We start from the raw sequence: 25,887 nt of genomic DNA, 5'->3' as shown, positions 1-25,887 counted from the left end.
TATGAGGGCAGATGAGACGCGCCTTTATCGGCAGGACATCATCGCGCCTGTCGCTGTGCGTCATCTGGTCGAGTATGGCGATACTAACCCGCCGCGACCGGGCCAGTTCGGCTATTGGTACAACTTCATCGATTATGATTTTGCCGATGGTGATCGAACCCTTGTGGCGCGTCACTATTTAGACGAGCCGGGCACAGCCCTATTGCTCGCCATGCCCGACGACGATGACCTGACTCTCCGCGTTCTAGTCTTCCTGCTGATGCGGTTCGAGCGCATCAAGGCGCAAACTCCCAATGGCTATCAACATCTGGCCGCTGCCCAGATGGTAGCGATACGCCAACGCATGGAACAACATCTAGCCGCCTCGGCCAATTGATTGGCATTGGACATCCGACGACGCTCTTGCTAGGCAAACCGCGCCTCTAACGTGTGGTGCGCCGTCATGCCCGAATTGCTGCTCGAACTTTTTTCCGAAGAAATTCCCGCCCGCTTCCAGCGCCGCGCGGCCGAGGATCTGAAGAAGGCCGTCACCAACGCGCTGGTCGATGCGGGCCTGGTCTACGAGGGTGCGCGCGCTTTCGTCACGCCGCGCCGCCTGGCGCTGACCGTGACCGGCCTGCCGGCCCGCTCGCCCGATAAGCGCGAAGAAAAAAAGGGCCCCAAGGTCGGCGCCCCCCAGCCCGCCATCGACGGCTTTTTGCGCGCGGCGGGGCTGAGTTCCATCGATCAGGCCAAGATCGAAAGCGATTCTAAGAAGGGCGATTTCTATATCGCCCAGATCGAAAAGCCCGGCGCCGATGCTGCCACGCTGCTGTCCGCCATCCTGCCCAAAATCCTCACCGATTTTTCCTGGGCCAAATCCATGCATTGGGGAAGCGGCAGCTTCAATTGGGTGCGCCCGTTACGCGCCATCACCGCCACCTTCGGCCAGGAAAACGAAGACCCCGTTGTCATCCCCTTCGCCAGCAATGAGCTGACCTCCGGTCAGACCACGTTCGGCCACCGCTTCCTCGCGCCCGACGCCATCAAGGTGCGCCGTTTCGATGATTACGTCACCGCGCTGGAACGCGCCAAGGTGGTGCTCGATCTCGATCGCCGCAAGGAAATCATCAAGGCCGATGCCGATAACCTCGCCTTCGCCCAGGGCCTGAGCGTCATCGCCGACGAGAACCTGCTGGAGGAAGTCGCGGGTCTTGTCGAATGGCCGGTGGTAATGATGGGCAGCTTCGATCCGGAGTTCTTGAAACTCCCCGAAGAAGTCATCATCGCCACCATCCGCATCAACCAGAAGTGCTTCTGCCTGCGCGACGCCACGGGCAAGCTGGCGCCCAATTTCATTATCACCGCCAATACCATTGCCAGCGATGGTGGCGCCGTGATCACCGCCGGCAATGAGCGCGTTATCCGCGCCCGCCTCAGCGACGCGGCTTTCTTCTACCAGGGCGATCTGACGACCCCGCTGGAGCATGGCCTGCCCAAGCTCGAAGACACCGTGTTCCACGCTAAGCTGGGCACCCAGTTCGCCCGCGTCGAGCGTATCGTCAAATTGGCCGGTGATATCGCCCCCATGGTCGGTGCCGACGTGGAGCGGGCAAAGCGCGCCGCCATGCTCGCCAAGGCCGATCTAACCACCGGGATGGTCGGCGAATTCCCCGAACTGCAGGGCCTGATGGGGCGCTATTACGCCATTGCACAGGGCGAGCCCGCCGATATCGCCAATGCGGTCGAGTTGCACTACAAGCCGCTTGGCCCCACCGACAAGGTTCCCACCGATCCCACCGCCATCGCCGTGGCCCTGGCCGACAAGCTCGACCTGCTCACCGGCTTTTGGGCTATCGACGAAAAGCCCACGGGTTCGCGCGATCCGTTTGCATTGCGGCGGGCCGCGCTGGGTGTGATCCGCATCATTGCCGAAAACGGCCTGCGCTTTCCGCTTCAGGTGGAGCCTGATCTGCTGTCCTTCTTCCACGACCGCCTCAAGGGCACGCTGCGCGATGCCGGCGCCCGTCACGATCTGGTCGATGCGGTGATTTCGACTGACAGCGACGACATCCTCGAAATCATCGAGCGCGTCACTGCCCTTAGCGAACTGCTGTCCTCCGACGACGGCGTCAACTTGCTCGCCGGCTATCGCCGCGCCGCCAATATCTTGGCCGCCGAGGAAAAGAAGTTCAATCTGACCTACAATGGTGCCGTCGATCAGGGCCTTCTTCGCCTGACCGAGGAAACCGATCTGGCCTTCGTCGTCGATGCCGTCCACGCCGCCGTCTCGGCCCATGTCGGCCGCAACGATTACAAGGGCGCCATGGCCGAACTCGCCACCCTGCGCGGTCCGGTCGATGCGTTCTTCACCGCCGTCATGGTCAACGACGACGACTCCATGGTCCGCGTCAACCGCCTGAACCTGCTCAGCCGCCTGCGCGAGACGATGCACCTGGTGGCAGACTTTTCGAAGGTCGCGGGGTAGGGCAGTCGCTCCGGGACTGCAATGGATATCCCCACCCACCGTCCTTCCCGCGGGCTTGACCCGCGGGCCTTTCGCCCCACCAACTGAACGACGTGTCTGCCGCGAGGGGCCCGCGGGTCAAGCCCGCGGGAAGAAAGCAAGCGGGGTGCCGATATTTACCCCCTCAGCCTATTGCGCCGGCAACGCACACAACACGCTGCCCATGGTCGTCGTGAACATGAACGACGCTTCGCCCTTGGCGTCGGTGGTGAAGCTGCCGGTCAGCCCGATATCGGCCAGCGGCCCGCTGAGCGCGTTGACACTATTGCCCGACGAGGCCACCTGGCCGCTGCCGCCCACTGTGGCCTTGGAGTCGAACTGATAGTCGCCGGCCACCTGCAAGGTCAGGATGCCGAAGGCCTTGCCGTTCATGTCGACGCATTGATAAACGCCGGGTGGCGGAAACTGTGCCAGCGCCGGAAGCGTTGCGGTCAGCGTGAATGCGGCGATCAGCAGTATTTTCTTCATGTCCGCGATATTGCGCCAAGGGCCAAGCGATGCCAAGTCACACTAGCGCTACAAAGGATCGACGATGAGCATTGGACTTCTTGCCCTTCTTGATGACGTTGCGGGCCTCGTCAAGATCGGCGCGGCCTCGCTGGACGATGTCGCCGGCCAGGCGGCCAAGGCCGGGGTGAAGGCCGCTGGCGCCGTGATCGACGATGCCGCCGTCACCCCGAACTATGTGCAAGGTTTCCAGGCCGACCGCGAACTGCCGATCGTGGGAAAGATTGCCTGGGGATCTATCAAGAACAAGCTGATCTTCCTGCTCCCGGCGGCACTGATCCTGAGCCTCTTCGCCCCATGGCTGATCACGCCGCTGCTGATGATCGGCGGCGCCTATCTGTGTTACGAGGGCGCCGAGAAAGTCTTCCATGCTCTGGCGCCGAAAAACGCCGAGTCGCATGAGGCCACGCTCGAACCCATTGGCGTCGATCCCAAAGTCATGGAAGATCAACGCGTCGCCGGGGCCATCCAGACCGATTTCATCCTGTCGGCCGAGATCATGACCATCATTCTGGCGGCTATCGACGTGCCCGATTTCTGGACGCGTGCCATGATCCTGGGTCTAGCGGGCGTCTTCATCACTATCGCCGTGTATGGCGCCGTCGCGTTGATCGTCAAAGCCGACGATTTCGGACTGTTCATGGCCAGGAATGCGCGTACCGGTGCTGGCCGGGCAACCGGCCGCGGCATCGTGGTATTCATGCCGGTTTTTATGCAGGTGCTGAGCGTCATCGGCACCGCCGCCATGACTTGGGTTGGCGGCAGCATCGTGGCGCACGGCCTCTTTCAATTCGGCCTCAACGGTCCCGAACTTGTCATCGAGGGGGCCGCCCATTGGGCCGAGCAGGCGCTGCCGTCAATCGCCGGCTTTGCCGGCTGGTTTGCTACGGCGCTCACCGATTTCGTTTTCGGCCTGGTGCTGGGAGCAATCCTGATCCCCATCGCCGGCTACGTGATCGCGCCAGCGTGGAAGGTCATCAAAGGGGTGCTGCCCAAGCGGGGCTAACTTCACCTCTCCCTTCGAGGGAGAGGTCGGCGCGCAGCGACGGGTGAGGGGGCCTTCCACCGGCACTTGACCCAGTAGAGGCCCCCCTCACCCGACCCAAGAGGGTCGACCTCTCCCCCAAAGGGAGAGGTGAAGGAGCGGGCCTAAACGGGCGGCATCAGCGGATCGCGCTTCTTCTGCTTGAACGGCGCCATGCCGTCATTGGCCAATTGGTCCGCGCGCTCGTTCAGGTCGTGGCCGGCGTGGCCCTTGACCCACTTCCACTCGATGGTGTGGCGCTTGGTCGCCTCGTCCAGCGCTTGCCAGAGTTCGAGGTTCTTGACCGGCTTCTTGTCGGCGGTTTTCCAGCCGTTTTTCTTCCAGCCCTTCATCCAGCTCTGCACGCCATTCTTGACGTATTGGCTGTCGGTATGGATTTCGACGGTGCAGGGGCGTTTCAGCGCATTCAGCGCCTCGATCGCCGCCGTCAGCTCCATCTTGTTATTGGTGGTCAGCTGCTCGCCGCCACAGAGTTCTTTGGTCTTGTCACCATATTGCAGGATGGCGCCCCAGCCGCCGGGGCCCGGATTGCCCGAACAGGCCCCGTCGGTATGGATGATGACGGTTTCAGTCATGGTCAGGCCGTTCGTAGATGTGGAATTGGCAGAGCAGCCCGCCGGGCTCGGTTTCGACCCGCGTCGGCTCCATGCCGATCTTGCGGAGGACCGCGAGGGAAGGGGCGTTGCGGGTGTCGGCAAAGCCGATAAAATGGGGAGCGTCGGTGTCCCGGAAGATCCAGTCGCGCAATGCTGAAGCCGCTTCCTTGGCATAACCCTGACCCTGATGCTCTTCAAAGAGCGCGTAGCCTATCTCGGGCTCGCCGGTGGGGGGATAAATGCCGTAGCCGGCCCGGCCTATGAAGGCGCCGTCAGACTTCCGGGTCAGCCGAAGCTTCCCCAATTTGCGGGTTTCGAAGAGGCCGATCCAGCCTTCCAACGTCTTGCGGGCCTGGGTCTCGCTCCAGGGCAGGCCGTCCACGCTCAAATAGCGCGAAACGTTGGGATTGCCATGCAGCCGCACCAGGTCATCGACCTGGTCCATCGTCCAGCCGCTGAGCACCAGCCGCTCGGTCTCGATCAAATCCAGTTCGTTCATTGCCCGGCGGCCGCTGCGATGGTGCGCAATTCCCGCGGAATGTTGAAGGCGATGTTTTCCCGCGCCGTCACCCGCGCCTCAACCTTGATGTCATAGCGCGCAGCGAACGCTTCGATCACCTCGTCCACCAGCTTTTCCGGCGCCGAAGCACCCGCCGAAACGCCCAATGTGCGAATGCCCTCGAGTCGGCTCCAGTCGATCTCCGAGGCCCGGTCTACCAGCATCGAGACCTTGCAGCCGGCGCGTTCCGCCACTTCCACCAGTCGCAGTGAGTTGGACGAATTGGACGAGCCCACCACGATCATCGCATCGACCTCTGGCGCCACCGATTTGATGGCTTCCTGCCGATTGGTCGTAGCGTAGCAAATGTCTTCCTTGTGCGGCCCGTTGATGGCCGGGAACCGCGCCTGCAACGCGCCGACGATTTCGCGCGTATCGTCCACCGACAGCGTCGTCTGGGTCACAAAGGCCAAAGTCTGCGCATCGCGTGGGGTGAACGTGGCCACATCCGCCACCGTCTCGATCAGCGTGATCGCGCCAACCGGCAATTGCCCCATCGTGCCGACCACTTCGGGATGCCCCTTGTGACCGATCAGCACGATCTCGTGGCCCTCGGCAAAATGCCGCTGCGCCTCGACATGCACCTTGCTGACGAGCGGGCAGGTGGCATCGAGGAAGAACATGTTGCGCGTCCGCGCATCGGCCGGCACGCTTTTGGGCACGCCATGGGCCGAAAACACTACCGGCGCTCCGGTATCGGGGATTTCGTCCAGCTCTTCGACAAAGATCGCGCCTTTGTCGCGCAGTCCGTCCACCACATATTTGTTATGCACGATAGCGTGGCGCACATAGACCGGCGCGCCGTATTTCTCCAGCGCCAGCTCAACGATCTGGATGGCTCGATCCACCCCGGCGCAAAATCCGCGCGGGGCGCACAGCAGAATGTCGAGATGTGGCCGCTTTTCCATTCCAGTGAGATGCTTTCTGATCATGGCCAAGTCAAGTCTTGTTGCGGTGACCGGCACTGATGGGCATTATGCAATACGATTGAAGACAAGGACTTATCGGTGAGTTTGGCGCAGGAAATGTTTGCGATTGCCCCCGCTCTGGGGAAGGCAAACCTGTCGGCCAGCCAGCTCAAGCTGCTTGCCGGCAAGGCCCGCTGGATTTTCCGTGTCGGCGAAACCGGCTTTCCCACCATCCCGACCATTGCGATTACCCGGGGCGCCTGGGAGGCTCTGCAGGCCGAACGCGCCCGTAAGGACACGCGGCTGCGCACCCATTGGATCGCCTGCCTGTTCAAGCTGGTGGGCGAGGACGCCAAGCCGCCAACGCTGGTGGTGCGTACTTCCGCCAGCCACCACAATGGCGGGCTCATGCCCGCAAAGACCGGCATCAGCCCGCCAGCCAGCCCTGAGGACGCGGTCGATCCTAGCCGCCCGCTGGCCAAGGCCATCAAGAATGCCTTTGATTCCTACGGCTTCGGCCAAGCCTGGTCTGGCCCAAGGCAGGACGATGACCGCTCGCGACAAATCGTCCTGGTGCAAACGGCCGCCGCGGGCGAGCTCGAGCAGTTCCTGACCCGCAATGCTGTCACCGGCGCGCTTGGCCCGGCCCCCGTCGATGGCTTCGCACTGCCGCGCCTGCCCGAGGGCATCCACGCGCTGGTCAGCCTGCTCGACGCCAAGGCGGGCCGCCACATGACCTGCCTTGTGGCAATTCAGCGCGGCCAAGTGCAGTTCGTCTCCGCGCGCGGCATCCAGGCGACCCCAGCTGCGGAACTCGAAGCCGCCGTCGATCGCGTGTCGCGTAAGGTTTGGTCTGCCCAGAACGCCGTCAGCCGCGTCGATCCGGCCCGCATGGCGCAATTGCTGCATCCGCGGCTGCGCTCCACAGAAAACGCCGCGCCCATCGCCATCGGCCTCGGTGTCGCGCCAGGCGCCGCCAGCGGCATCATCGTGTTCAATCCCGAGGACGCGGCGCGGCTGCGGGCTCGCGGCAAGCACTGCATCCTCGTCGTCAACGAAACCGGCCCAGCCGATATCGAGGGCATGAAGGCCGCCACCGGCATCCTGACCGCGCGCGGCGGCATGTCCAGCCACGCCGGGGTTATCGCCCGCATCACCGGCAAACCCTGCGTCGCCGGTGTTCGTAACCTGTCGGTCGATGCCACCGAAATGATCGCCCGCATCGGCGATCGCGAGTTCCGTAGTGGCGACCGACTCACCATCGATGGTAGCGATGGCCACGTCTATGCCGGCGTGCTGCCACTGGCCCAGCCCCATATCGGCGGCGCCATCGGCACGTTGCTCGGCTGGTCCGACGCCTCCCGCACCATCGAGGTGCGCACCAATGCCGAAACCGTCGAATCGGCGCGAACCGCGCTCAGCTTCGGGGCTGAAGGCATTGGCCTGGCGCGTTCTGAACACATGTTCTTCTCCACCGAGCGCATGGTGGCGCTGCGCCGCATGATCCTGAGCGAGGACGAAGACGATCGTGCCCGCGCCGTCGATGGGCTGGTGGGCTTCCAGACCGGAGACTATTCCGAGCTGTTTTCCACCATGAAGGGCCTGCCGGTCACGGTCCGCCTGTTCGATCCGCCTTTGCACGAATTCCTGCCGCGCACCGATGAGGATATCGAGGAAACCGCCCAGTCGCTCGGCCTTGCCGTGCGCGCTTTGCGATTGCGACTGGAGCGTATCGCCGAGATCAATCCCATGCTCGGTCACCGCGGCGTGCGGCTGGCCATCACCTATCCAGAAATTCTGCAGATGCAGATGCAGGCTGTTATCGCGGGGGTTCGCGCGGCCACCGAGACTCAGGACAAACCAGTCGAGTTCGAGGTCATGGTCCCCTTCGTGTCGACCGTCAGCGAGGTGGCCTGGGTGCGTGACAAGGTCAATGCCATCATCGCCAATTCGGGTGTGCTGCGCTCTGGCAAGGTCAAATTCTCCTTCGGCACGATGATCGAACTGCCGCGCGCGTGCCTCCGCGCCGGCGAGATCGCCCCGCTGGTGGATTTTTTCTCCTTCGGCACCAACGACCTGACGCAGACCACGTTCGGCATTTCCCGCGACGACGCACCCACCTTCCTCGCCGCCTATCAGCGTAAGGGCATCTATGAGCGCGACCCGTTTGTCAGCATCGACGAGAAGGGCGTCGGCGAATTGATCGCCATGGCCATTGCCCGCGGCCGCGCCACCAATCCCGGCCTCAAGATCGGCATTTGCGGCGAACATGCCGGCGATCCAGCCTCGCTGCGCTTCTTTGCCGGTCTCGGCATCGATTATGTGAGCTGTTCACCCTATCGTGTCCCGGTGGCCCGGCTGACCCTGGCGCAGGCGCTGGCTTAACTAACGCGGCCGCACACCCTATATACGTGTGGCGCAGCGCGGCACGAGACCGTGCACACATAGGGATGTTGCTTTTGAAACTTTTGCCGGTTCTGGCACTGCTGCTTTTGCCTCTGCTGCCCGCCACTCCCGCCTTCGCCCAGAGCAACGGCGCGGCCTGCGCCGCCATGACCGATGATCCCGAACGGCTTGCCTGCTATGACGCCATTTTCCGCGCTGCGCCCGGCGATCCCGCCAGCAGCGTGTCGTTCAACTCCGAGCAATTGATCCCCGCCCGGCCCAGCGGCCGCCAGGCCGCAGTGATGACGGTGGCCTGCTCTGCCAAGGTGCTCTCGGTCAAATTTGCCTTTGCGGGCAATACCATGTCGCCCATTGGCGGCGACGCCGGCATCAGCCTGCAACTCGATCTGCAGGCCGCCCGCAACCTGACTTTGCCAACCACGGACGCCAACACCGCACTGCTGGTGACTCGCGACGCCAAGACCTTTCTCGATTCGTTCCAGGGCGCCACGAATCTGACCGTCCGCGTTACCCCGGTCAGCACTCGTTCGCTCACGGTCCGCTTCCGCGTCCAAGGCCTCGACGAAGCGCTCGCGCCGGTCATTGCCGCCTGCGAGTAGGGCGGGGCACCGGCTCCGTTGGTTTTGTCGCCGCACTCTGGCGGCGCGCGGTGCAACTCTTGCCCATGACGGGAGAGAATGGGTGGGGGCGTTCGGAGCCACGATATTTGGATCGAGGCCAAACACCCCCCACCCTCGATCCCTCCCCGCAAGGGGAAGGGTGTCGACTGGAAAAGCAGTTTGTCCCACCGATGGCCCACAATCCTGCGACACAATCCCCCGCCACATCCGCGCCCGCATTTCCCCACGCTGTCGTCACATCGCCCGTTTACCGCCTGCTAACCCTAATCAGACATCATCAGGAACGTCGGCATTTTAGCGTCACTTTCGCCGATCATTAGTTTTGTTGCGTAGTGTTGAGTAGCGTTTGATGGCCCATCCACACCGGCCCGCCGCCCGAAAGGGCGCGGCCAGAGCGGTTGCTCGGCGACATCCTTTTGCCCGTCTGTTGGCATTGGGCGTCATCGGCACCCTGAGTTTCGCGGGCCTTACCGCCGCCGCCCATGGACCCGCGTCCGAGGGGCTGGGCGATCTGGGCAAGCCCATGCCCGCGCTGATCCAGGCCAGCATGGCCGGCTCCAGCACCGATGCAATCATCACCGGCTCGGTCAATACCCTGGCCGATACCGCCAGCTTCTCTGGCCCCAACCGCGCGGGAAAATCCGATCGCCACCGGCCCACGCCGAGCGCCATGGCCATCGCCATGAGCTTCGAGCGCGCCCGCATGCGCATTGCCGAACTGCGCGCCGGCCCGGCCCATCCCGCGCCCGGCCAGTCGCAACTCGCCGATGCCGATCCCATCATCTTGTCGCATGGCGAGGACCAGCCGCGCATTTCCATCGCCGGGCTCGATTCGGCGCTGGATTCAGACGCCTTGCGCGCCATTTCGGGCCTTGCCCCCGAAGGCTCGGTGACGCCCATCCCGATGCAGGCCTCCGAGCAACTGGCCTATGCCCGCGCCAATGCCCCGGCCACGGGTGCTTATGCCGCCGGTGCCGTCATGACGGCCGATGCCAAGCAGCTCTGGTGTCTCTCGACCGCGATCTATTTCGAGGCCCGCGGCGAAAGCTATCGCGGGCAGGTGGCCGTGGCGCAGGTGGTGCTCAACCGCGTCAAGGATCATCGCTATCCCAACACCATCTGCGGCGTGGTCTATCAAAACCAGACGCGCCGCAATTCCTGCCAGTTCTCCTTCGCCTGCGACGGTATTCCAGAGCGCATCGACGATCAAAAATCCTGGGCCCAAGCTGAGGAAATCGCCGGCAAGGTCACCTCGGGCGAGCTTTATCTCACCGAAGTCGCCGACGCGACGCACTACCATGCCAGCTACGTCCGCCCCGCCTGGGCGCCCCGCATGACCAAGGTCACCCAGATCGGGCTGCACATCTTCTACAAGTTCAAACGCGGCTGGCTTTTCGGCTAATTGTGGCAAGCATGCTGGATTTCTTCATCGTCAGCAGGTCGTCGTATGCCGGGTGAACACGCAGGTCACGCCATTGCCGCTGAAAGTCGAGTGGTCGCGGCTGCGGATGTGCACGAAGGAGTTGCCGCGCGCCAGCGGCAACACGACCCAATGGCGGCCAATGCCGATGACTGAAATCGCGCTGGCATTGTCCGACGGCACTTGGTTCACTTCAATGCCCGGATACTGGATATTGTTCGAGAACATTGCGTCGGTCGAATAGGTGCCGGTGGCGGTCGTGGTGATGTCCACATAGCTGACGCGTCCGAATTCGACCTTCTTGATCCGGCTCTTGCTGGTGGGCGTAGTGTCGACCGTGTCGTCGTACTGCACATCGTAGGTGCTGCCTTCGAACTTCACGAGGCCGTTCGGATCGATGCCGGTGCGCGTTTCGTCGGCAAAGGCAGCCATGACGGCGCCCGGCCCGATCGCAGCGACCCCCATGCCGCACAGTACCCCTACAGCCATTCCCAGCAGCACGTTACGATCCGGCAAAGCCATGGCGGTGTGTCCCGAAATGGAGCGAATGTTCGCGCCCTCTTAACACTTCATTACCCATACTGGCGGCGCCGGAGCAAAGTTCATCCTTTGTTAGGGTTAATCTCCACTGGCGCTAGAGCGTGATGGCGTGGAACGCGGCGACAAACCGGTCATGGGCTTCGCGGGTCGGCCAGGGGCGGATCAGCCGGTCAAAGGCGTCGACGTCGAAGGTGGGCATGCTAGGCTCACCGAAGAGTTTTCGCGCTTCGGGCGCCGCAAAGCCTGCCAGATGCACAGCCTCGAAAAACGCCGCCTCGCGATCCGCCTTCTTGATCTGCTTAGTCAGCGCCGCAATGGGCAGGGCCGGCAGCGAAAAGCGCAGGTGGATCGCCCCGAGCAGCCGGTTTTCCACGTCCTTGTAATTGCCGCCCATGGCCGCCTTGAACGGCGAGATAATATCGCCCATCACATATTCGGACGCATCATGCAGCAGCGCCTGCAATTGCGCGGCACCGTCGGCATCAGGATTGTGCGCACGGAACAGCTCCAGCACCAGCACCGAATGCTGCGCCACCGAAAACGGATAATCCCCGATGGTCTGCCCATTCCAGCGCGCCACGCGCGCCAGCCCATGGGCAATATCGCTCAGCTCCACATCGAGCGGGGAGGGGTCCAGAATATCCAGCCGCCGTCCGGACAACATCCGTTGCCAGGCGCGGTCTTTTCCGCGTGCCATGCCGCCCCCCAAATCCGATTGAATTTTAAGGGTAGGGCAGGGCCACCGATTCTTCAAACGGGGAGCTTTGGATGGAGGCGCCTACCCCCACACACTGCCTTCCCGCGGGCTTGACCCGCGGGCCTCTCGCCACCCCACCGCAGCGCGTGCCTGCGGACAGTGGCCCGCGGGTCAAGCCCGCGGGAAGATCGAGTGTAGGAATGGCTGCGGCTGTCTTGGCGCAACCCATCTCGCCTTCCGGTGAACCTAAGCCTCCTCCGCGCTCGCCTCGCCCAACGCATATGGCGCCCATGATGGCAGTTCCAACCTCACCGGCTTCCCCTCCGCCGTAGCCTCTATCCCCGGCCCAAACCGGTCCAGCCGCAAAATCCCCACCGCAACGCCATCCACCACGCGACCAACACTCCCGCTGTCCCGCCCGCCCGCCAGCACAGATCCCGCCACGCCCACCCCATGCACGATCACCGGCCGCCGCCGTGCCGTGCCGCGATGCTTCATCCGGCTGACCACTTCCTGGCCGACATAGCAGCCCTTGGCGAAGTCGATCCCGTCCAAAATATCCATGCCGATATCATGGGCAAACACGCTGTCCGGCGCAAAATCCTGCCCCAGTTCGGCAATCCCCGCCGCAATACGGGCCCGCGCATAATCGCTGTCGTCCGCCACCCAGCCCTTGGCCTCGTCGGCGCTGTCGATCACCCGATAGCCGACACGCCCCTCATGCACCACGCCACCCGGCTCCGCCGCACTGGCCCAGCCAACCCGATGGCTCGCCCGCAAATCATCGATCACCACGCTGGCGCGCAGCCGGTACATTTTCATCCGCTTGAAAAAATCATCGGCCACCGAGGCATGGACATCGAGCCACAGCGCCTCCTGCGCCCAGCCCGCCAGGCCCTCGGCCAGCACCTTGCCCTGTGGCGATAGCAGCGCCCACCAGGCCGCCTTGTTCCCCGCGCTGGGGATCGGGCCGGTCACCACGTCATTGAGTAATTTATGCGCGTCCGGCCCCGAAAAGCGGAACACGGCGCGGTCGGCACGCAAATGGATGGTCATGTTGACTTGCCCAAGATTACTTGCCTCACCGGCGCAGCTTCCGCTAAATCGGCCACGAACGAACGGCGAGCGGGACCAAGACATGACGCACTACGAGCAGATTTTCAAGAACGGCACGCTGGTCAACCACGATGGCACCGGCCTTGCCGATATCGGCATCCGCCATGGCCGCATCGCCGCTTTGGGCAGTCTGTCCGGCGATACTGCCGATCACGTCACCGATTGCCACGGCCTGCACATTCTCCCCGGCGTCATCGACACCCAGGTGCATTTCCGCGAACCCGGCCTGACCCACAAGGAAGATCTCGAATCAGGCTCGCTTTCGGCGGTCATGGGCGGCGTCACCGGCGTGTTTGAAATGCCCAATACCAATCCGCTGACCACCACCCGCGAAACCTTCGACGCCAAGATCGCCGCCGGCACCAACCGCATGCACTGCGATTTCGCCTTCTACGTCGGCGGAACCCACGAAAACGTCGGCGACCTCGCCGTGCTGGAAAGACTGCCCGGTTGCGCCGGCGTGAAAGTGTTCATGGGTTCCTCCACCGGCTCGCTGCTGGTGCCCGATGACGATGGTGTCGAAGCGATCCTGCGCGCCATTTCCCGCCGCGCCGCCTTCCATTCCGAAGACGAATACATGCTCGAAGAGCGCAAGCACCTGCGCGTTCCCGGCGATGCGTCCAGCCACCCCGTGTGGCGTTCGCCCGAAGTGGCGCTCAATTCCACCAAGCGCCTCGTCGCGCTCGCCCACAAAACCGGCAAACGCATCCACGTTCTGCATATTTCGACCGGTGAGGAGATGATTTTCCTCGCCGACCACAAGGATGTCGCCAGCGTCGAGGTCACCCCGCACCACCTGACCCTGGACGAAACCGCCTATACCAAGCTGGGCACCTATGCCCAGATGAACCCACCCGTCCGCGACGCCGCCCACCGCGCCGGCATTTGGGCCGGTGTCGATAACGGCGTCGCCGATATCCTGGGGTCGGATCACGCGCCGCACACGCGCGAGGAAAAGGACCATGCCTATCCCGCCAGTCATTCCGGCATGACCGGTGTGCAGACGCTGGTGCCAATCATGCTCGACCACGTCAATGCGGGCCGCATGAGCCTCACTCGCTTTGTCGATATGACCAGCGCCGGCCCCAACCGCCTGTTCGGCATCGCCAACAAGGGCCGTATCGCCGTGGGCTATGATGCCGACCTGACCATCGTCGACCTCAAACGCACCGAAACCATCCGCAACGCCGACGTCAAATCGCGCGCCGGCTGGACCCCCTACGATGGTGTCTCCGTCACCGGCTGGCCCGTCGGCACTATCCTGCGCGGCAATACGGTGATGTGGCAGGGCGAGTTGGTCAGCCCATCGCTGGGCCAGCCGATGCGGTTTCTCGAGGCGCTGCCGGCGTAGGGGGCCGCCTCCTGTTAAGACGCAGCCAAAGTGCCATTCCGATAAGCGGCAAACCCCAGGCTATCCAAGCATCAAGCGCATAAAACGCCTCAAAGTGTTCGGGTACGCCGAAGACTTTCCATAAACCCAGATAAACCCGGAAGAACAGGGCCCCCGACGTAACCGCCGCCATCATCAACATGCAGGCTCGGTGAGAAGCCACACGCCCACACCGAATATTCCAAATGCCAAGGCCTAGCAGGACTATCCAGGTGATGCCCTGGGCTACAAACCCCGCCGCCGACATTCCCGTCACCGGCACGACTACCGCAACCGGGATCGCGGTAATACCAGCGATAACGATGTTTATCGCCGTGATGCGCCCCACTAAACGGTGCCATCTTGTGCCGCGCAAATATAAAACCAGCGGCACTAGCAACAGCGCCAAACCGCCCGTCACCATGTGAACGGGGAAAATAATCGGCAAAAGTTCCAGTTTCACCGCCAGCGCTTCGGGAAAGCCCTCATTGTCGAAACTTTCGGAAATACCGCGCGCCGCAACATAAATGACAAAACCCGCCAAAGGCGCTAGTATCAGCCATCGGCAAACTGCCACAATCCTTGGGCTAACTTTATCCAAACCGGAGTTCCTGATGGCTCGTCGTACCCACATTATTGCAAGCCTGACACTCGGCCTAGCCCTCAGCATGAGCGGAACTCTGGCATACGCCGCAACCGATCACTACTACGGACGCTGGACTGTAAGCGATGAGAAGCCCGTCTATTCATCTAAAGGCATTCTCTATAAAACTATTGATGTTGCCCCCTGCGGCAAAGATTTCTGCGGCGTTTCCGTTGCCGATGATCACGCCTGCGGCGAAGTTCTATTTCGCTTTTTGACGACCCATGCGGACGATGAAGAGCTAGTTGGCAAGGCCAGGTGGGGCAAGGTCAAGAAAAAGCTGCAACTCGGTTTTGGCACCGTCGAAAACGATCCGCCCTATATGTATCTGGGCTTAGGGTCTGACGATATGGACCTAAGCGGCCGCGAGGGCAGCATTCCCACTTTCCAGGCTGATTATAAGCGGGACGGCGACGCCGCCTGCACAGCAGACTAAAACCAACATCTGGAACCTGTTCCACGTCAGTCGGCGTGGTGAGATGCGTCGGGAAACTCACCACGACTTATGCAGGTTGAGCGTCATCGCCGCCGTTAGCCGACCGCGCCGCTTCCGGGTGGTCAGGCAGGTGCTGTATGAACGCTGGGCGCCGTGGGCGCAGCATTGGGCCGGCTTCTATTGCAGCACGCGGTCCAGATTGTATTCGCCGGTGCGGATGCGCTCGGGCAGCATTTTCACCAGCTCGGCGGTGGCGTCGTCGCCATGCAGCTTGACGAAGGTCGCCAGTGCCGCGAACAGCGAGGCATGGGCCAGGGCGACACTGTCCACCCCGTCGTCCTCGGCGCTATTCCAGGCCTCGGCCAGGTATTCGAGCGCCAACTGCCGCTCGCCATGGTCGTGGTCCACCGTGCCGATGTCGTCGGCTTCTGGGAATGGGGTCTTGCTGATTGACATAAAGGCTGGGTTAGCATGGGTCCGGCGAACCGGCGTGCAAGAAGTAACCCGAAGGTTAACGCTGGCCTAGGAATTAGACTTAACGGGGAAAAGGCTACTCGGCAAAGCGCGTGTGGATATCGCGTGCCACCTGCTCGGCTTCGGTGAGGAGCCGCGTCAGCGCTTCCTTGGCGGCGGGGGTGCAGGCGTGGTGAAACCGCGCGAAGGCCGTGTAGCCGCCGTTGAACGCCCCGGCCAAGCGTTGCCGGCGGTCCTCTTCGGGCTCATCGAGGTTGATGAGGTCTTCCATCTGCGCGCGCCAATCGGTGGTTCCCGCTTGGCAGAGTGGCTGCAGGAAATAGAGGCTGCCCATGATCTCGGCCAACCGCTCCATCTGTGGCTGGTAGAGCGGATCGATGGCCCAGGCCGAGGGGCTGGTCAGCAGCATTGCTGCCGTCACCAATGTTCTGAAAAGCTTCAATTGTGCATCCGCATGCTGGCTCGCTTGCTCTCTATCAGCTTCGCTCGAACAGCGCGAATGCCTTGGCAAGCACAAGATCGAGACGGGAGGTGGTGGGCAGGCTGCCGACCTCTCTGGGGCTGGTCCATTGAACACCGGCGATCTCGTGCGATGGCACAATCTCGCCGGTAAAGCTTTGCGTGGCGAACACGGCCAATTGGAAAACCTTGTCTGCCCCCAGCGCCTGAACCAGGACCGGGCGCAGGTCAGTGGCGGTCAGGCCCAGCTCTTCCCTGATCTCGCGGGCGGCGCATTGCTCGATGGTTTCGCCCGGCTCGATCCGTCCGCCCGGCAGCGTCCACAAATGCTGGTAGGGCGCGTAGGCGCGCTTGATCAGCAGCACCTTTTGCTTGTGGATAAGGGCGACGCTGGCCGCATTGGCTGGACTGCTCATCACCGCTCCATTTGCGATTCTGCTGGCTCGGCACTACCTGTAACCCAGGCGTAAGGAGACCCCAAGCATGTGCGGACGCTACGCATCCACCCTGCCGCCCGAAATGATGCAGGAACTGTTCAAGACGCTCAACAGCATCGAGTTGATGCCGCGGTTCAATATCGCACCGACGCAGCCGGTTGCCGCCATCTGGGAAGAATCTAACCGTCGCGAGGCTCATTTTGCCCGCTGGGGCCTGGTGCCGCGCTGGGTCAAGGACCCGCGCGAGTTTCCGCTGCTGATCAATGCACGGGTCGAGACCATGGCCGAAAAGCCGGCCTTCCGCGATGCCCTCAAGCACGGCCGCTGCATCATCCCTGCCAGCGGCTATTACGAATGGCGCACCAATCCCGACAAGTCCAAGCAGCCGTTTTATATCACCCACGAGGACGGCCATCCGATGGCGCTTGCCGGCCTTTACGCCACCTGGTCCGGCCCCGAGGGCGAGGAAGTCGATACGGTGGCGACCATTACCGTGCCAGCCAACGGGCAGCTCTCGGTCATCCACGACCGGATGCCGGCGATTCTCGAGGGCGACGCGATAGAGCAATGGCTGGACGTGCGCGGCACCGATGCCAGGACCGCCTATCAGTTGGCGCTGCCGCTGGCCGACGGGGCGCTGAAGTTCCACCCGGTTTCGACGCGCGTCAATTCTGCTCGCATGGATGATCCCGCCCTGATCGAGCCGGTCAGCGATGTTCGGCCTGAGCCGGTCATCAAGAAGAAAGCCGGTGGCGGCGCGCAGATGGATTTGTTCTAGCCGCCCGTCGCATCTTCGTGCGGTCGTGCTAGACACTGTGATCATATCGATCCCCTCCAGACTGCTTGCGAGTTCCCCGTGTCCGCCCCCATCCTCCGTGCCGATACCGCCTCCCTCAAGGGCATGGCTCTGGGATTCCTCGCCTATTCGCTGTTCGCCGTGCATGACGCGGTGGTCAAGGGCATCATCATGGAACTGCCCGTTGTTCAGATCCTGTTCCTACGCAGTCTCGTCATCGTCGTGATCACGCTGTCCGTAGGACGCGGTGGAGTACTGACCGGCCTGCGCCTGTCGCCCAACAAGCATATGATGCTCTATCGGGCGGCGCTGACGCTGGCGGCCTGGTGCATGTACTATTCCACCGGCCGCACCCTGCAATTGGCCGAGATGACGACGCTGTATTATTTTGCGCCGGTCTTCACCATCGTGCTGGCCGTGATCTTCCTCGGCGAGCGGCTGACCCTGGCGCGCATCGGCGCCGCCGCCATCGGTTTTTTCGGCGTCATCGTCGCCTGCAATCCCGTCGGCATGAGCCTGGGCTGGCCGTCGCTGCTGGTGCTCGCTGCGGCGTTCTGCTGGTCCGTGGCGATGATCCTGATGCGCACCATCTCCAAAAGCGAGGGCACGCTGGTGCAGACCCTGGCGATCAACCTCTGTTACGTCGTCGTGATGGGCGCGGCCTCGATTTTCTTCTGGCAACCCATGGACGCCCGCAGCATCACCTTCGTCATTGCCGCCGGCGTCATCGGGGGCGTGGCACAATACGCCTTGGTCGATGCCGCGCGGCTGGTCCCGGCCGGCGTGCTGGGAACCGTCGAATATTCGGCGCTGATCTGGGCCTTCGTGTTCGGCTACGTATTCTGGGCAGAAAATCCGTCCACCTCGGTCTATCTCGGCGCCGCGTTGATAGCCACGGCAGGCCTATTGGTCGCCTTGAACGAGCGCCGGCGGGCGCCGGTCCTCGAAATGCCCTAGCCCGTCGGTTCAGGCGCCGATCCCGAAATAGCCGAGCGCGTCGCCGATCTCTTCTTCCTCGTATCCGAGATGCGACAGCAGCACGCGGCCAAGCGCCTCATAGACCTCCTTGGCGTCCTCGAAGCGCGAGGTGCTTTGCTCCCGCGCCAGCGTATTGAGCGCATCGATCTGGCGCACCAGTAGTTCATGCACCACCACATGCTCGGCCTGCAGCCGCTCCGCCACCTTCTTGAAGGCCTCGCCCTGCTTGCTCAGCTCCGGAAAGATCGCGTAATCCTCGATCGAATGGTGCGTATTGACGATCTGGCAGTGCCGCCCGCACAAATTGCCGAAGCGCCGGTAATTGCTGATGATCGCCAAGTCCGCCGTCTGCGCCGCAACCTCCTCGACCGAAGCCGCTCCCGCCGACGCCCGCTCGATCAATTCGCCGATAGCCTGCATGTTCTCGCGCAGGTGATCGTGGATCATCTTGAGATGCTCCCCCGGCGCGCGTTGCGCTGCCGTTAGCCCCTCGAGCTTGGGCGCCTTGGGGCGCGTGGCGTCATCGAGAAATTCAATATCGAGCAGCATTGGGTCTCCGAAACGAGAAAATGATCTGTTTCCCCGAAATGGGACCAGCGCCGGATGCGATCAAGTAGGTACATTTTGGTGACGATCACCCCAGCATCTTGCCCGGGTTCAAAATTCCATTCGGATCGAGCGCGGTCTTGATCGCGAGCATCATTTCCAGCGCCACCGGGTCCTTGATCCGCTTGAGCAGGTCGACCTTGAGCTGACCGATGCCATGCTCGGCCGAGAATGAACCGCCCAGCTTTAGCACGATCTCGTAGATTGCCTCATGCACGGCGTCGTCCTGCGCCATCACCCATTTCGGATCGGCGCCCACCGGCTGGCTGAAATTGAAGTGGATATTGCCGTCCCCCATATGCCCGAACGGCACCGGACGAATGCCGGGCATGACACGCTCCGCTGCCGCCGAGCCCTCGGCGATCAACTGCGGAATCGCCGCAATCGGCACCGACACGTCATGCTTGATCGAAGCACCTTCGCGCGATTGCACCTCGCTCATCTGCTCGCGAAAAGCCCACATATTCGTGCGGTCGGCAGCCGATTGCGCCATCGCCGCCGTTTCCAGCAGACCCAGGTCCAGCCCCGCTTCAAGCGCTGCCTCCAGCGCACCCGGCTCGGTGCCCTTCATCCGCGACAGTTCAACCAGCGCATACCAAGGAGAGGGTCCGGCCGTCGGATCACGACTCAGCATGCCGTGGCGCAATTGGAATTCCAGCCCGATCTGGGGGATCAGCTCGAATGCATTGAGGCGCGAGCCCGCTCGTGCCCGCAGCAGTTGAAACAGCTCCAGCGCCATTTCGGGCGAGTGCACGCTGACCAAAGCCGTCTCGTGATCTTCCGGCTGCGGGAAGATTTTCAGCGTCGCTGCGGTGATGATGCCCAACGTCCCCTCGGCACCGACGAGCAAGTCCTTGAGGTCGTAGCCCGTATTGTCCTTCTTGAGCGAATTGAGCCCGCGATAGAGCCGCCCATCGGCCAGCACCGCTTCGACGCCCATGCACAATTCGCGCGCATTGCCGAATGCCAGCACGTTCACGCCGCCCGCATTGGATGACAGCACGCCGCCAATCCGCGCCGACCCCTGCGAGGCCAGCCAGAGCGGGAACATCGCGCCCTCGGCCTCGGCGGCCTTATGCGCGTTTTCGAGAATGACCCCGGCTTCCGCCGTCATCGTCCCCGCCGCCGTGTCGACATTCCGCACCTTGTCCAGCCGCTGCAAGCTGACGATCACCTCGTCGCCGCGCAGGGGCACCTGCGCGCCAACCAGCCCGGTATTGCCGCCTTGCGGGATGAGCCCGATGCCTTGGGCATTGGCCCAGCGCACCACGGCCTGAACCTGCGCCACGTCGGCTGGCCGCACGATTGCCGCGGCCGGTGTGTGGAAGCGCTTGCGCGGTTCGTTCAGGTAGGGCGCCATGTCTTTCTGGTCGGCGATGACGGCGGCCGGCCCCAGCAGGCGGCTCAACTCGGCGGCAATTTCGGCGATGCTCAGGGCCATGAAATACCTAAACTCTTGCAATGGTTTCGCAGGGCAGCGAACTTGCCGGTTAGGGCACCCTGTGCCACAACCGATATGTTGGCTCCAACGTCGTTAGCATGAAATTGCTCGACAATGTCGAACCCCAGGCGGGCGAATAGTCGCTCGTTTGCAACTATGCTGCGGCAGGCGGGCGCGCGCCTGCAAGAGAGATCGAACATGACCGCCTTGATCTGGCCAGAGATCTATTTCGTTCGCCATGGGGAAACCCCCTGGAACGCCGAGCGCCGCTATCAGGGGCGCAAGGATATTCCGCTCAACGAAAAAGGGCAGGGGCAGGCCGACCAGAACGGCGTCGCGCTCGCCGCCCTGTTCGCCGCGCGGGGGCTCGATCCGATGGCTTTTGAATGGCACGCTTCGCCCCTCAATCGCACCCGCGACACCATGGACCGCGTCCGCGCCGGCTTCACCACGCCGCTGCCGCCGGTCAAATATGATGTCCGCCTGATGGAAATTTCCTTCGGTGTGCTTGAAGGCATGCTGTTCGAGGAACTGCCGGCCAACATGGCCCATGCCCCCGGCCTGCGCACCGAATCCTACTGGGAATATCGCCCGGAAAACGGCGAAAACTACCGCGACGTCGAGGCACGCCTCGAACAGTTTGCCCACACCATGACCGGCCCCTCCATCGTCGTCGCTCACGGCGGCATCGCCCGCACCCTACGCGTCCTCATCGAGCGCGCGCCCATCCTCGAAGTCATCAACTGGGCGCCGCCCCAAGACGCGATCATGCACTTCACGCCGGGCAAGATGGAACTGCTGCGGGCTGGAGATTTCTAGATTTCTTGCGTGGTTGTGCAATCAGGCATATGTTTAGGCATATGCCTGATGGAGGCGCCTATGAACGAGATCAAAACAGCAAGCCTGTTTCGCAATGGTCGCAACCAGGCGGTGCGCATTCCTGTCGAGTTCGAGCTGCCCGGCACGGAGGTCACGATCGTCAAGGAAGGCGATCGATTGATCATTGAGCCCAAGGAAAAAAAGCTCACCCTTCGGGAGTTTTTGAACGCGCTCGATCCTGTGGACGTTGAGTGGCCCGATGTGGATGAGGGGCTTTTGCCGCTCAAGGACATCAATCTGTGACCTATCGGGCGATGCTCGATACCAACATCGTGTCCAATGCTTTGCGGTTCCCCAGTGGCGGTGCCGCTGCGCGCATGACGTTGCCTGGCGAACCGCCTGTTTGCGTCTCTGTCATCGTCGCGGCAGAACTGCGCTTTGGCGCCGCTAAGCTTGGTGCTACTCGCTTGGTTGCCCAGGTCGAGGGAATTTTGCAGATCGTCGATGTGTTGCCACTCGAAGCGACAGCAACTCACATCTATGCGGACATTAGGGCTGGGCTGGAGCGAACGGGCCAGATCATTGGACCCTATGACTTGCTGATCGCGGCTCATGCCCTCGCGCTCAATCTCCCACTTGCCACCGATAATGTTCGCGAGTTCTCACGGGTCCCAAATCTGCGCGTAGAAAACTGGCTCGATTGACCTTCCCGCCAGCCGCTCCTAAAAAGCCCGCACGCAAAGGGCCATACCATGTCTTTCAATACCTTCGGACAGCTTTTCCGCTTTACCACCTGGGGTGAAAGCCATGGTCCTGCGCTTGGCGTGGTGGTGGACGGTTGCCCGCCGGGTATTGTGCTGACCCCCGAAATGATCCAGCGCGATCTCGATCGCCGCAAGCCCGGCCAATCCAAATATACCACCCAGCGCCGCGAGGACGACGCCGTGCGTATCCTGTCTGGCGTGTTCGAGGACGAGCGCACCGACGGCTCGCGCACCACCGGCACGCCGATCTCGCTGATGATCGACAATACCGACCAGCGCTCCAAGGACTATGCCGAAATCCGCGACAAATACCGTCCCGGCCACGCCGACTACACCTATGACCAGAAATACGGTATTCGCGATTATCGCGGTGGCGGGCGCACTTCGGCTCGTGAGACGGCTGCGCGCGTTGCCGCCGGTGCCGTCGCCCGCGCGGTCCTTGCCGGCATCACCATCCGCGCCAGCCTGGTCCAGGTCGGCCCGCACAAGATCGACTACGCCAATTTCGATTGGGACCAGGTCGACCAGAACCCGTTCTTCTGCGCCGACGCGACGGCAGCCACCCTGTGGGCCGAATATCTTGATGGCATCCGCAAGGCCGGCAATTCGGTCGGCGCGGTCATCGAGGTGGTTGCGGAAAATGTGCCCGCCGGCTGGGGCGCGCCGATCTATGGCAAGCTCAGCGCCGACCTGGCTTCGGCCATGATGAGCATCAATGCGGTCAAGGCCGTGGAAATCGGCGCCGGCTTCGAGGCCGCCAGCCTGACCGGCATCGAGAATGCCGATCAGATGCGTGCCGGTCCGGACCGGCCATATTTCCTGTCCAACCATGCCGGCGGCATTTTGGGCGGCATTTCCAATGGCGATCCCATAGTCTGCCGCTTCGCCGTCAAGCCGACGTCCTCCATCATCACGCCGCGCCAGACGGTGACGACGACAAATGAGGACACCGACATCATCACCAAGGGCCGGCATGATCCGTGCGTCGGGATTCGTGCAGTGCCGGTGGGCGAGGCGATGATGGCGCTGGCGCTGGCCGATCACGCCCTGCGCCATCGCGGGCAGACCGGTCGCGAGGGCGCGGTGGGGTTTGAGCGGAACTGAGCTTCTCACCGCTGCCAAAAGGGACAGGCGAAGGAGTTACCGCCCGAACACCAGCACCGTTTCGACATTGCCGTCCCCGCCGGCAATAGGGGATGTGACCGACGTCACGTGATCAAAGTCGTGGCCCTGCATGAAGGCAAAGACCTCCGTTATGGCGGTTTCGATAGCGAACTTGTCGGTTACGATGCCGCCTTTGCCAACATTTTGGCGACCGACTTCGAACTGGGGCTTAAACAGAATGACCGCCTGGGCCGTCGCTGTGCAGAGGGCCAGGGGGGCGGCAAGGACTTTGGTCACCGACACGAAGCTGACATCGGAAACCAGCAGGTCGATGGACTCGGGGATAATCTCGGCCGTCAAATCTCGGGCGTTGACGCCTTCCATGCTGACCACGCGATCACTGCCCTTGAGGCGTTGGTGCAACTGGTCGTGGCCGACATCGACGGCGTAAATTCGCCTGGCGCCGCGTTCCATCAGGACCTGGGTAAAGCCACCGGTCGAAGCGCCCACGTCCACGCAGGTCTTGCCGGCCACCTCGATCTGCCCGGCGTCCAGCCCCGCCACCAGCTTTAGCGCGGCGCGGGACACATAGTTTGCGGCGGGGTCGCTGAGCGCCAGTTTGTCGTCGCGGCTCACCATCTGGTTCTGCTTGACGGCGGTGATATCGTTGATGGTAACCGTGCCGCGCAAGATCGCGTCTCGTGCACGCGCGCGGCTGGGCACCAGGCCGCGCTGTTCCAGCGCCAGGTCGAGGCGGATACGTTCGCTCATCCGGCGATCAATCGTTTGATCTTGCCGACGGCGGTGTCGCTAGCCTCGTCATAGGCGACCGTGCTCTGGAAGGTGCCATCGGCATTGATCAGGTAGACCAGCGCCGTGTGGTCGACCAGGTAATAGGGATCGCCTGGCTCGCCCTTCTTTTCGGAAAACACGCCGAACGCCTTTTTGACCGCGTCGGTCTGCGCTTGGTCGCCGACCAGTCCGATGATCGATGGATCGAAGCCCTCGACATAGCCCTTGACCTTGTCGAGCGTGTCGCGGTCGGGGTCGACGGTGACAAAAATGATGCGCAGATCGTCAGCGGAAACGCCCAATTGCGCCCGCCATGCGGTGGTTTCCGCCAGTGTCGTCGGGCACACATCGGGGCAGAAGGTGTAGCCGAAGAACACGAGGCTCGGTTTGCCCTTGAGATCGGCTTGGGTGAACTCGCCGCCTTTGGTCGAGGCCAGTTCGAACGCCTGCCCGGTCACGCCCAGCGGTCGGGCGGGGGGCTTGAACAGGTACAGCGCCGTCGCGCCGATGGCGACGAGGGCCACAAGGCTCCACAAGACGATGCGGAAATTGCGCAGTGTTTTCGGATTTTGGGTCATGCTTTACCTTGATGCGGCAGGGTTCGCGGCGCTCTAGGCGTCCAGCGGCTCCGTCCCGGTAGGCTTGCCGTCGCGGCTGAGGGTGATCTTTTCGATCCGCGCTTCGGCCGTCCGCAGCAGCCCCTCGCAATGGGCCTTCAGCGCTTCGCCGCGCTCATAGATGGCGATCGATTCCGCCAGCGGCGCGCGGCCGCTTTCCAGCTTGCCGACGATTTCCTCAAGCTGGGCCAGCGCTGCCTCGAAGCTCAGCGCCTTGATGTCCTCATTGGCGTCAGCCATGGCAAATTCCTATTCTTCCAGCCGCCCGATGGCGCCGTCCATCAGCATGGCCACGTGGTGCGAAACACCCCCGGCCAGCCCCTTGAGGTCATAGCCACCTTCGAGCAGCGACACAATCCGGTTGCCGCAATGGCGCTCGGCTACGTCCATCAGCTTGCCGGTGAGCCAGCCAAAATCCTGCGTGGTCCAGTTGAGTTGCGCCAATGGATCGCGTTCATGGGCGTCAAAGCCAGCCGAAATCAGGATCAGGTCGGGGGAGAAATTCACCAGCGCCGGGAAAATCCGCCCGATATAGGCTTCGCGCATCGCCTCGCCATCGGTATCGGGATCGAGCGGGGCATTGGTGATATTGCCGACGCCAGTTTCGCTCGGCTTGCCGCTGCCGGGATAAAGCGGCATCTGGTGGCTGGAGGCGTAGAAGACGCTGGGATCGCTCTTGAAGATGTCCTGCGTGCCATTGCCGTGATGCACGTCGAAATCGACGATTGCCACGCGCTCGGCGCCATACTTGCGCTGCGCCTCTCGCGCCACGATGGCGATGGTGTTGACGAGGCAAAACCCCATCGGGCTGTCGAATTCGGCATGATGCCCCGGTGGGCGAATGGCGCAGAAGGCGTTGTCCGCCTCGCCCAGCAGGACCGCGTCCAGTGCCGCCAGCGCCCCGCCCAGCGCCGTGCTCACCGTGTCCAGCGATGTGGAGGAGATGAAGGTGTCGCCATCGATCTGGCCGATGCCCTCTGCCGGCCGCGCATCGCGCAGGATGCTCATGTACTTTGTCGAGTGCACCAGTTCCGCCAGCGTCAGGTCGCCCGATGGGGCGGGCCGGCGCAGCAGCGCGTCGAAGCGCGACTTGGCCAGCGCATCGTCGACGGCGCGGATACGATCGGCGCGTTCGGGATGGCCAGTCGGCGTGACGTGGCCGTCGAAATTGGGCTGGTTGATGAGAAGTGTGGTCACTCTTGTACTCTTCTCGTGGGTTCACTCCGTCTTGA

The 25,887-nt window shown here is 62.7% G+C and carries 31 protein-coding genes; 14 read left to right on the top strand and 17 right to left on the bottom strand.

Annotated elements, in window-relative coordinates; translation table 11 throughout:
• Position 1: 1 nt before the first annotated feature.
• Both ABIB57_RS04210 and glyS read left to right on the top strand, forming a co-directional pair.
• A complete protein-coding gene (locus ABIB57_RS04210; RefSeq protein ID WP_354038676.1) occupies positions 2 to 376 on the top strand; it encodes a hypothetical protein in 375 nt (124 codons plus the stop codon).
• 66 nt (positions 377 to 442) lie between these two features.
• The gene (gene glyS / locus ABIB57_RS04205; RefSeq protein WP_354038674.1) at positions 443 to 2,467 is read left to right on the top strand and encodes a glycine--tRNA ligase subunit beta; all 2,025 of its coding nucleotides are present in this window, start codon (positions 443 to 445) and stop codon (positions 2,465 to 2,467) included.
• A 168-nt stretch (positions 2,468 to 2,635) separates the two neighbouring features.
• Here the strand turns inward: glyS and ABIB57_RS04200 are convergent, their stop codons facing one another.
• Complete coding sequence (locus tag ABIB57_RS04200) at positions 2,636 to 2,974, bottom strand: hypothetical protein (protein WP_354038672.1); 339 nt, start codon at positions 2,972 to 2,974, stop codon at positions 2,636 to 2,638.
• A 64-nt stretch (positions 2,975 to 3,038) separates the two neighbouring features.
• Here ABIB57_RS04200 and ABIB57_RS04195 point away from each other — a divergent pair, with 64 nt between their 5' ends.
• Positions 3,039 to 4,019, top strand: a complete 981-nt coding sequence (locus ABIB57_RS04195; protein WP_354038670.1) for a DUF808 domain-containing protein — start codon at positions 3,039 to 3,041, stop codon at positions 4,017 to 4,019.
• Between the two features lie 143 nt (positions 4,020 to 4,162).
• On the opposite strand, the gene rnhA is transcribed toward ABIB57_RS04195, so the two are convergent.
• Genes rnhA through ispH form a run of 3 tightly spaced genes read right to left on the bottom strand, consistent with a single transcriptional unit; the run spans position 4,163 to position 6,145 of the window.
• Positions 4,163 to 4,633 carry a ribonuclease HI gene (gene rnhA, locus ABIB57_RS04190; protein ID WP_299729663.1) on the bottom strand — a complete coding sequence of 157 codons (471 nt, stop codon included), beginning with the start codon at positions 4,631 to 4,633 and terminating at the stop codon, positions 4,163 to 4,165.
• The gene (locus ABIB57_RS04185; RefSeq protein WP_354038669.1) at positions 4,626 to 5,153 is read right to left on the bottom strand and encodes a GNAT family N-acetyltransferase; all 528 of its coding nucleotides are present in this window, start codon (positions 5,151 to 5,153) and stop codon (positions 4,626 to 4,628) included. The genes rnhA and ABIB57_RS04185 overlap by 8 nt, the downstream gene beginning before the upstream one ends.
• Positions 5,150 to 6,145: a 4-hydroxy-3-methylbut-2-enyl diphosphate reductase gene (gene ispH / locus ABIB57_RS04180; protein ID WP_354038667.1), complete on the bottom strand. Its 996-nt coding sequence runs from the start codon at positions 6,143 to 6,145 to the stop codon at positions 5,150 to 5,152. The genes ABIB57_RS04185 and ispH overlap by 4 nt, the downstream gene beginning before the upstream one ends.
• A gap of 75 nt (positions 6,146 to 6,220) precedes the next feature.
• Here ispH and ABIB57_RS04175 point away from each other — a divergent pair, with 75 nt between their 5' ends.
• The 3 genes from ABIB57_RS04175 (at position 6,221) to ABIB57_RS04165 (ending at position 10,549) form a co-directional block, all read left to right on the top strand.
• On the top strand, positions 6,221 to 8,506 hold the full coding sequence (locus tag ABIB57_RS04175; protein WP_354038665.1) for a putative PEP-binding protein: 2,286 nt from the start codon (positions 6,221 to 6,223) through the stop codon (positions 8,504 to 8,506).
• Positions 8,507 to 8,580: 74 nt separating this feature from the next.
• Positions 8,581 to 9,126, top strand: coding sequence for a hypothetical protein (locus ABIB57_RS04170; RefSeq protein WP_354038663.1), 546 nt, complete (start codon positions 8,581 to 8,583; stop codon positions 9,124 to 9,126).
• A gap of 448 nt (positions 9,127 to 9,574) precedes the next feature.
• A complete protein-coding gene (locus ABIB57_RS04165) occupies positions 9,575 to 10,549 on the top strand; it encodes a cell wall hydrolase (RefSeq protein WP_354038661.1) in 975 nt (324 codons plus the stop codon).
• Positions 10,550 to 10,579: 30 nt separating this feature from the next.
• Here ABIB57_RS04165 and ABIB57_RS04160 read toward each other — a convergent pair whose 3' ends face one another.
• The 3 genes from ABIB57_RS04160 to ygfZ all read right to left on the bottom strand — a co-directional run bounded on the left by ABIB57_RS04160 (position 10,580) and on the right by ygfZ (position 12,860).
• A complete protein-coding gene (locus ABIB57_RS04160; RefSeq protein ID WP_354038660.1) occupies positions 10,580 to 11,089 on the bottom strand; it encodes a hypothetical protein in 510 nt (169 codons plus the stop codon).
• A gap of 112 nt (positions 11,090 to 11,201) precedes the next feature.
• Positions 11,202 to 11,804, bottom strand: a complete 603-nt coding sequence (locus tag ABIB57_RS04155; protein WP_354038659.1) for an HD domain-containing protein — start codon at positions 11,802 to 11,804, stop codon at positions 11,202 to 11,204.
• A gap of 246 nt (positions 11,805 to 12,050) precedes the next feature.
• Complete coding sequence (gene ygfZ, locus ABIB57_RS04150) at positions 12,051 to 12,860, bottom strand: CAF17-like 4Fe-4S cluster assembly/insertion protein YgfZ (protein ID WP_354038658.1); 810 nt, start codon at positions 12,858 to 12,860, stop codon at positions 12,051 to 12,053.
• Positions 12,861 to 12,942: 82 nt separating this feature from the next.
• Here ygfZ and ABIB57_RS04145 point away from each other — a divergent pair, with 82 nt between their 5' ends.
• Positions 12,943 to 14,271 carry a dihydroorotase gene (locus ABIB57_RS04145; protein ID WP_354038657.1) on the top strand — a complete coding sequence of 443 codons (1,329 nt, stop codon included), beginning with the start codon at positions 12,943 to 12,945 and terminating at the stop codon, positions 14,269 to 14,271.
• On the opposite strand, the gene ABIB57_RS04140 is transcribed toward ABIB57_RS04145, so the two are convergent.
• Positions 14,219 to 14,890 carry a DUF2306 domain-containing protein gene (locus ABIB57_RS04140; RefSeq protein WP_354038655.1) on the bottom strand — a complete coding sequence of 224 codons (672 nt, stop codon included), beginning with the start codon at positions 14,888 to 14,890 and terminating at the stop codon, positions 14,219 to 14,221. The two genes, ABIB57_RS04145 and ABIB57_RS04140, sit on opposite strands and share 53 nt — an antisense overlap.
• Before the next feature lie 13 nt (positions 14,891 to 14,903).
• On the opposite strand from ABIB57_RS04140, the gene ABIB57_RS04135 reads away from it, so the two are divergent.
• The gene (locus ABIB57_RS04135; RefSeq protein WP_354038653.1) at positions 14,904 to 15,368 is read left to right on the top strand and encodes a hypothetical protein; all 465 of its coding nucleotides are present in this window, start codon (positions 14,904 to 14,906) and stop codon (positions 15,366 to 15,368) included.
• Between the two features lie 177 nt (positions 15,369 to 15,545).
• Here ABIB57_RS04135 and ABIB57_RS04130 read toward each other — a convergent pair whose 3' ends face one another.
• The 3 genes from ABIB57_RS04130 to ABIB57_RS04120 all read right to left on the bottom strand — a co-directional run bounded on the left by ABIB57_RS04130 (position 15,546) and on the right by ABIB57_RS04120 (position 16,717).
• Positions 15,546 to 15,824: a hypothetical protein gene (locus ABIB57_RS04130; RefSeq protein WP_299729694.1), complete on the bottom strand. Its 279-nt coding sequence runs from the start codon at positions 15,822 to 15,824 to the stop codon at positions 15,546 to 15,548.
• Positions 15,825 to 15,918: 94 nt separating this feature from the next.
• Complete coding sequence (locus ABIB57_RS04125) at positions 15,919 to 16,284, bottom strand: TIGR02301 family protein (protein ID WP_354038651.1); 366 nt, start codon at positions 16,282 to 16,284, stop codon at positions 15,919 to 15,921.
• Positions 16,285 to 16,318: 34 nt separating this feature from the next.
• Positions 16,319 to 16,717: an NUDIX hydrolase gene (locus tag ABIB57_RS04120; RefSeq protein WP_354038650.1), complete on the bottom strand. Its 399-nt coding sequence runs from the start codon at positions 16,715 to 16,717 to the stop codon at positions 16,319 to 16,321.
• A 67-nt stretch (positions 16,718 to 16,784) separates the two neighbouring features.
• On the opposite strand from ABIB57_RS04120, the gene ABIB57_RS04115 reads away from it, so the two are divergent.
• Together ABIB57_RS04115 and ABIB57_RS04110 are read left to right on the top strand one after the other, a co-directional pair.
• A complete protein-coding gene (locus ABIB57_RS04115; protein WP_354038648.1) occupies positions 16,785 to 17,516 on the top strand; it encodes an SOS response-associated peptidase in 732 nt (243 codons plus the stop codon).
• 78 nt (positions 17,517 to 17,594) lie between these two features.
• Positions 17,595 to 18,491, top strand: coding sequence for a DMT family transporter (locus ABIB57_RS04110; protein ID WP_354038647.1), 897 nt, complete (start codon positions 17,595 to 17,597; stop codon positions 18,489 to 18,491).
• A 9-nt stretch (positions 18,492 to 18,500) separates the two neighbouring features.
• On the opposite strand, the gene ABIB57_RS04105 is transcribed toward ABIB57_RS04110, so the two are convergent.
• Together ABIB57_RS04105 and ABIB57_RS04100 are read right to left on the bottom strand one after the other, a co-directional pair.
• Positions 18,501 to 19,061, bottom strand: a complete 561-nt coding sequence (locus tag ABIB57_RS04105; RefSeq protein ID WP_354038646.1) for a hemerythrin domain-containing protein — start codon at positions 19,059 to 19,061, stop codon at positions 18,501 to 18,503.
• A gap of 85 nt (positions 19,062 to 19,146) precedes the next feature.
• Complete coding sequence (locus tag ABIB57_RS04100) at positions 19,147 to 20,559, bottom strand: FAD-binding oxidoreductase (RefSeq protein WP_354038644.1); 1,413 nt, start codon at positions 20,557 to 20,559, stop codon at positions 19,147 to 19,149.
• 198 nt (positions 20,560 to 20,757) lie between these two features.
• Here ABIB57_RS04100 and ABIB57_RS04095 point away from each other — a divergent pair, with 198 nt between their 5' ends.
• The 4 genes from ABIB57_RS04095 to aroC are packed head-to-tail and all read left to right on the top strand — an operon-like array spanning position 20,758 to position 23,246.
• A complete protein-coding gene (locus ABIB57_RS04095; RefSeq protein ID WP_354038642.1) occupies positions 20,758 to 21,378 on the top strand; it encodes a histidine phosphatase family protein in 621 nt (206 codons plus the stop codon).
• 60 nt (positions 21,379 to 21,438) lie between these two features.
• The gene (locus tag ABIB57_RS04090; RefSeq protein WP_354038641.1) at positions 21,439 to 21,681 is read left to right on the top strand and encodes an antitoxin; all 243 of its coding nucleotides are present in this window, start codon (positions 21,439 to 21,441) and stop codon (positions 21,679 to 21,681) included.
• A gap of 11 nt (positions 21,682 to 21,692) precedes the next feature.
• Positions 21,693 to 22,082, top strand: coding sequence for a PIN domain-containing protein (locus ABIB57_RS04085; protein ID WP_354038761.1), 390 nt, complete (start codon positions 21,693 to 21,695; stop codon positions 22,080 to 22,082).
• 48 nt (positions 22,083 to 22,130) lie between these two features.
• Positions 22,131 to 23,246, top strand: a complete 1,116-nt coding sequence (gene aroC / locus ABIB57_RS04080; protein ID WP_354038639.1) for a chorismate synthase — start codon at positions 22,131 to 22,133, stop codon at positions 23,244 to 23,246.
• Positions 23,247 to 23,282: 36 nt separating this feature from the next.
• Here aroC and ABIB57_RS04075 read toward each other — a convergent pair whose 3' ends face one another.
• The 4 genes from ABIB57_RS04075 to ABIB57_RS04060 are packed head-to-tail and all read right to left on the bottom strand — an operon-like array spanning position 23,283 to position 25,852.
• Positions 23,283 to 24,017, bottom strand: a complete 735-nt coding sequence (locus ABIB57_RS04075; RefSeq protein ID WP_354038637.1) for a TlyA family RNA methyltransferase — start codon at positions 24,015 to 24,017, stop codon at positions 23,283 to 23,285.
• Positions 24,014 to 24,616, bottom strand: coding sequence for an SCO family protein (locus tag ABIB57_RS04070; RefSeq protein ID WP_354038635.1), 603 nt, complete (start codon positions 24,614 to 24,616; stop codon positions 24,014 to 24,016). Before ABIB57_RS04070 ends, ABIB57_RS04075 begins: the two co-directional genes overlap by 4 nt.
• Positions 24,617 to 24,649: 33 nt before the next feature.
• Positions 24,650 to 24,895 carry an exodeoxyribonuclease VII small subunit gene (locus ABIB57_RS04065; protein WP_354038633.1) on the bottom strand — a complete coding sequence of 82 codons (246 nt, stop codon included), beginning with the start codon at positions 24,893 to 24,895 and terminating at the stop codon, positions 24,650 to 24,652.
• A 9-nt stretch (positions 24,896 to 24,904) separates the two neighbouring features.
• Positions 24,905 to 25,852 (bottom strand): histone deacetylase family protein, encoded by a 948-nt coding sequence (locus ABIB57_RS04060; RefSeq protein WP_354038631.1) that lies wholly within the window; start codon positions 25,850 to 25,852, stop codon positions 24,905 to 24,907.
• Positions 25,853 to 25,887: the final 35 nt, after the last annotated feature.

Source organism: Devosia sp. UYZn731 (assembly GCF_040546795.1).
Taxonomy (GTDB): Bacteria; Pseudomonadota; Alphaproteobacteria; order Rhizobiales; family Devosiaceae; genus Devosia.
This window is presented reverse-complemented; position numbering and strand designations above follow the sequence as displayed.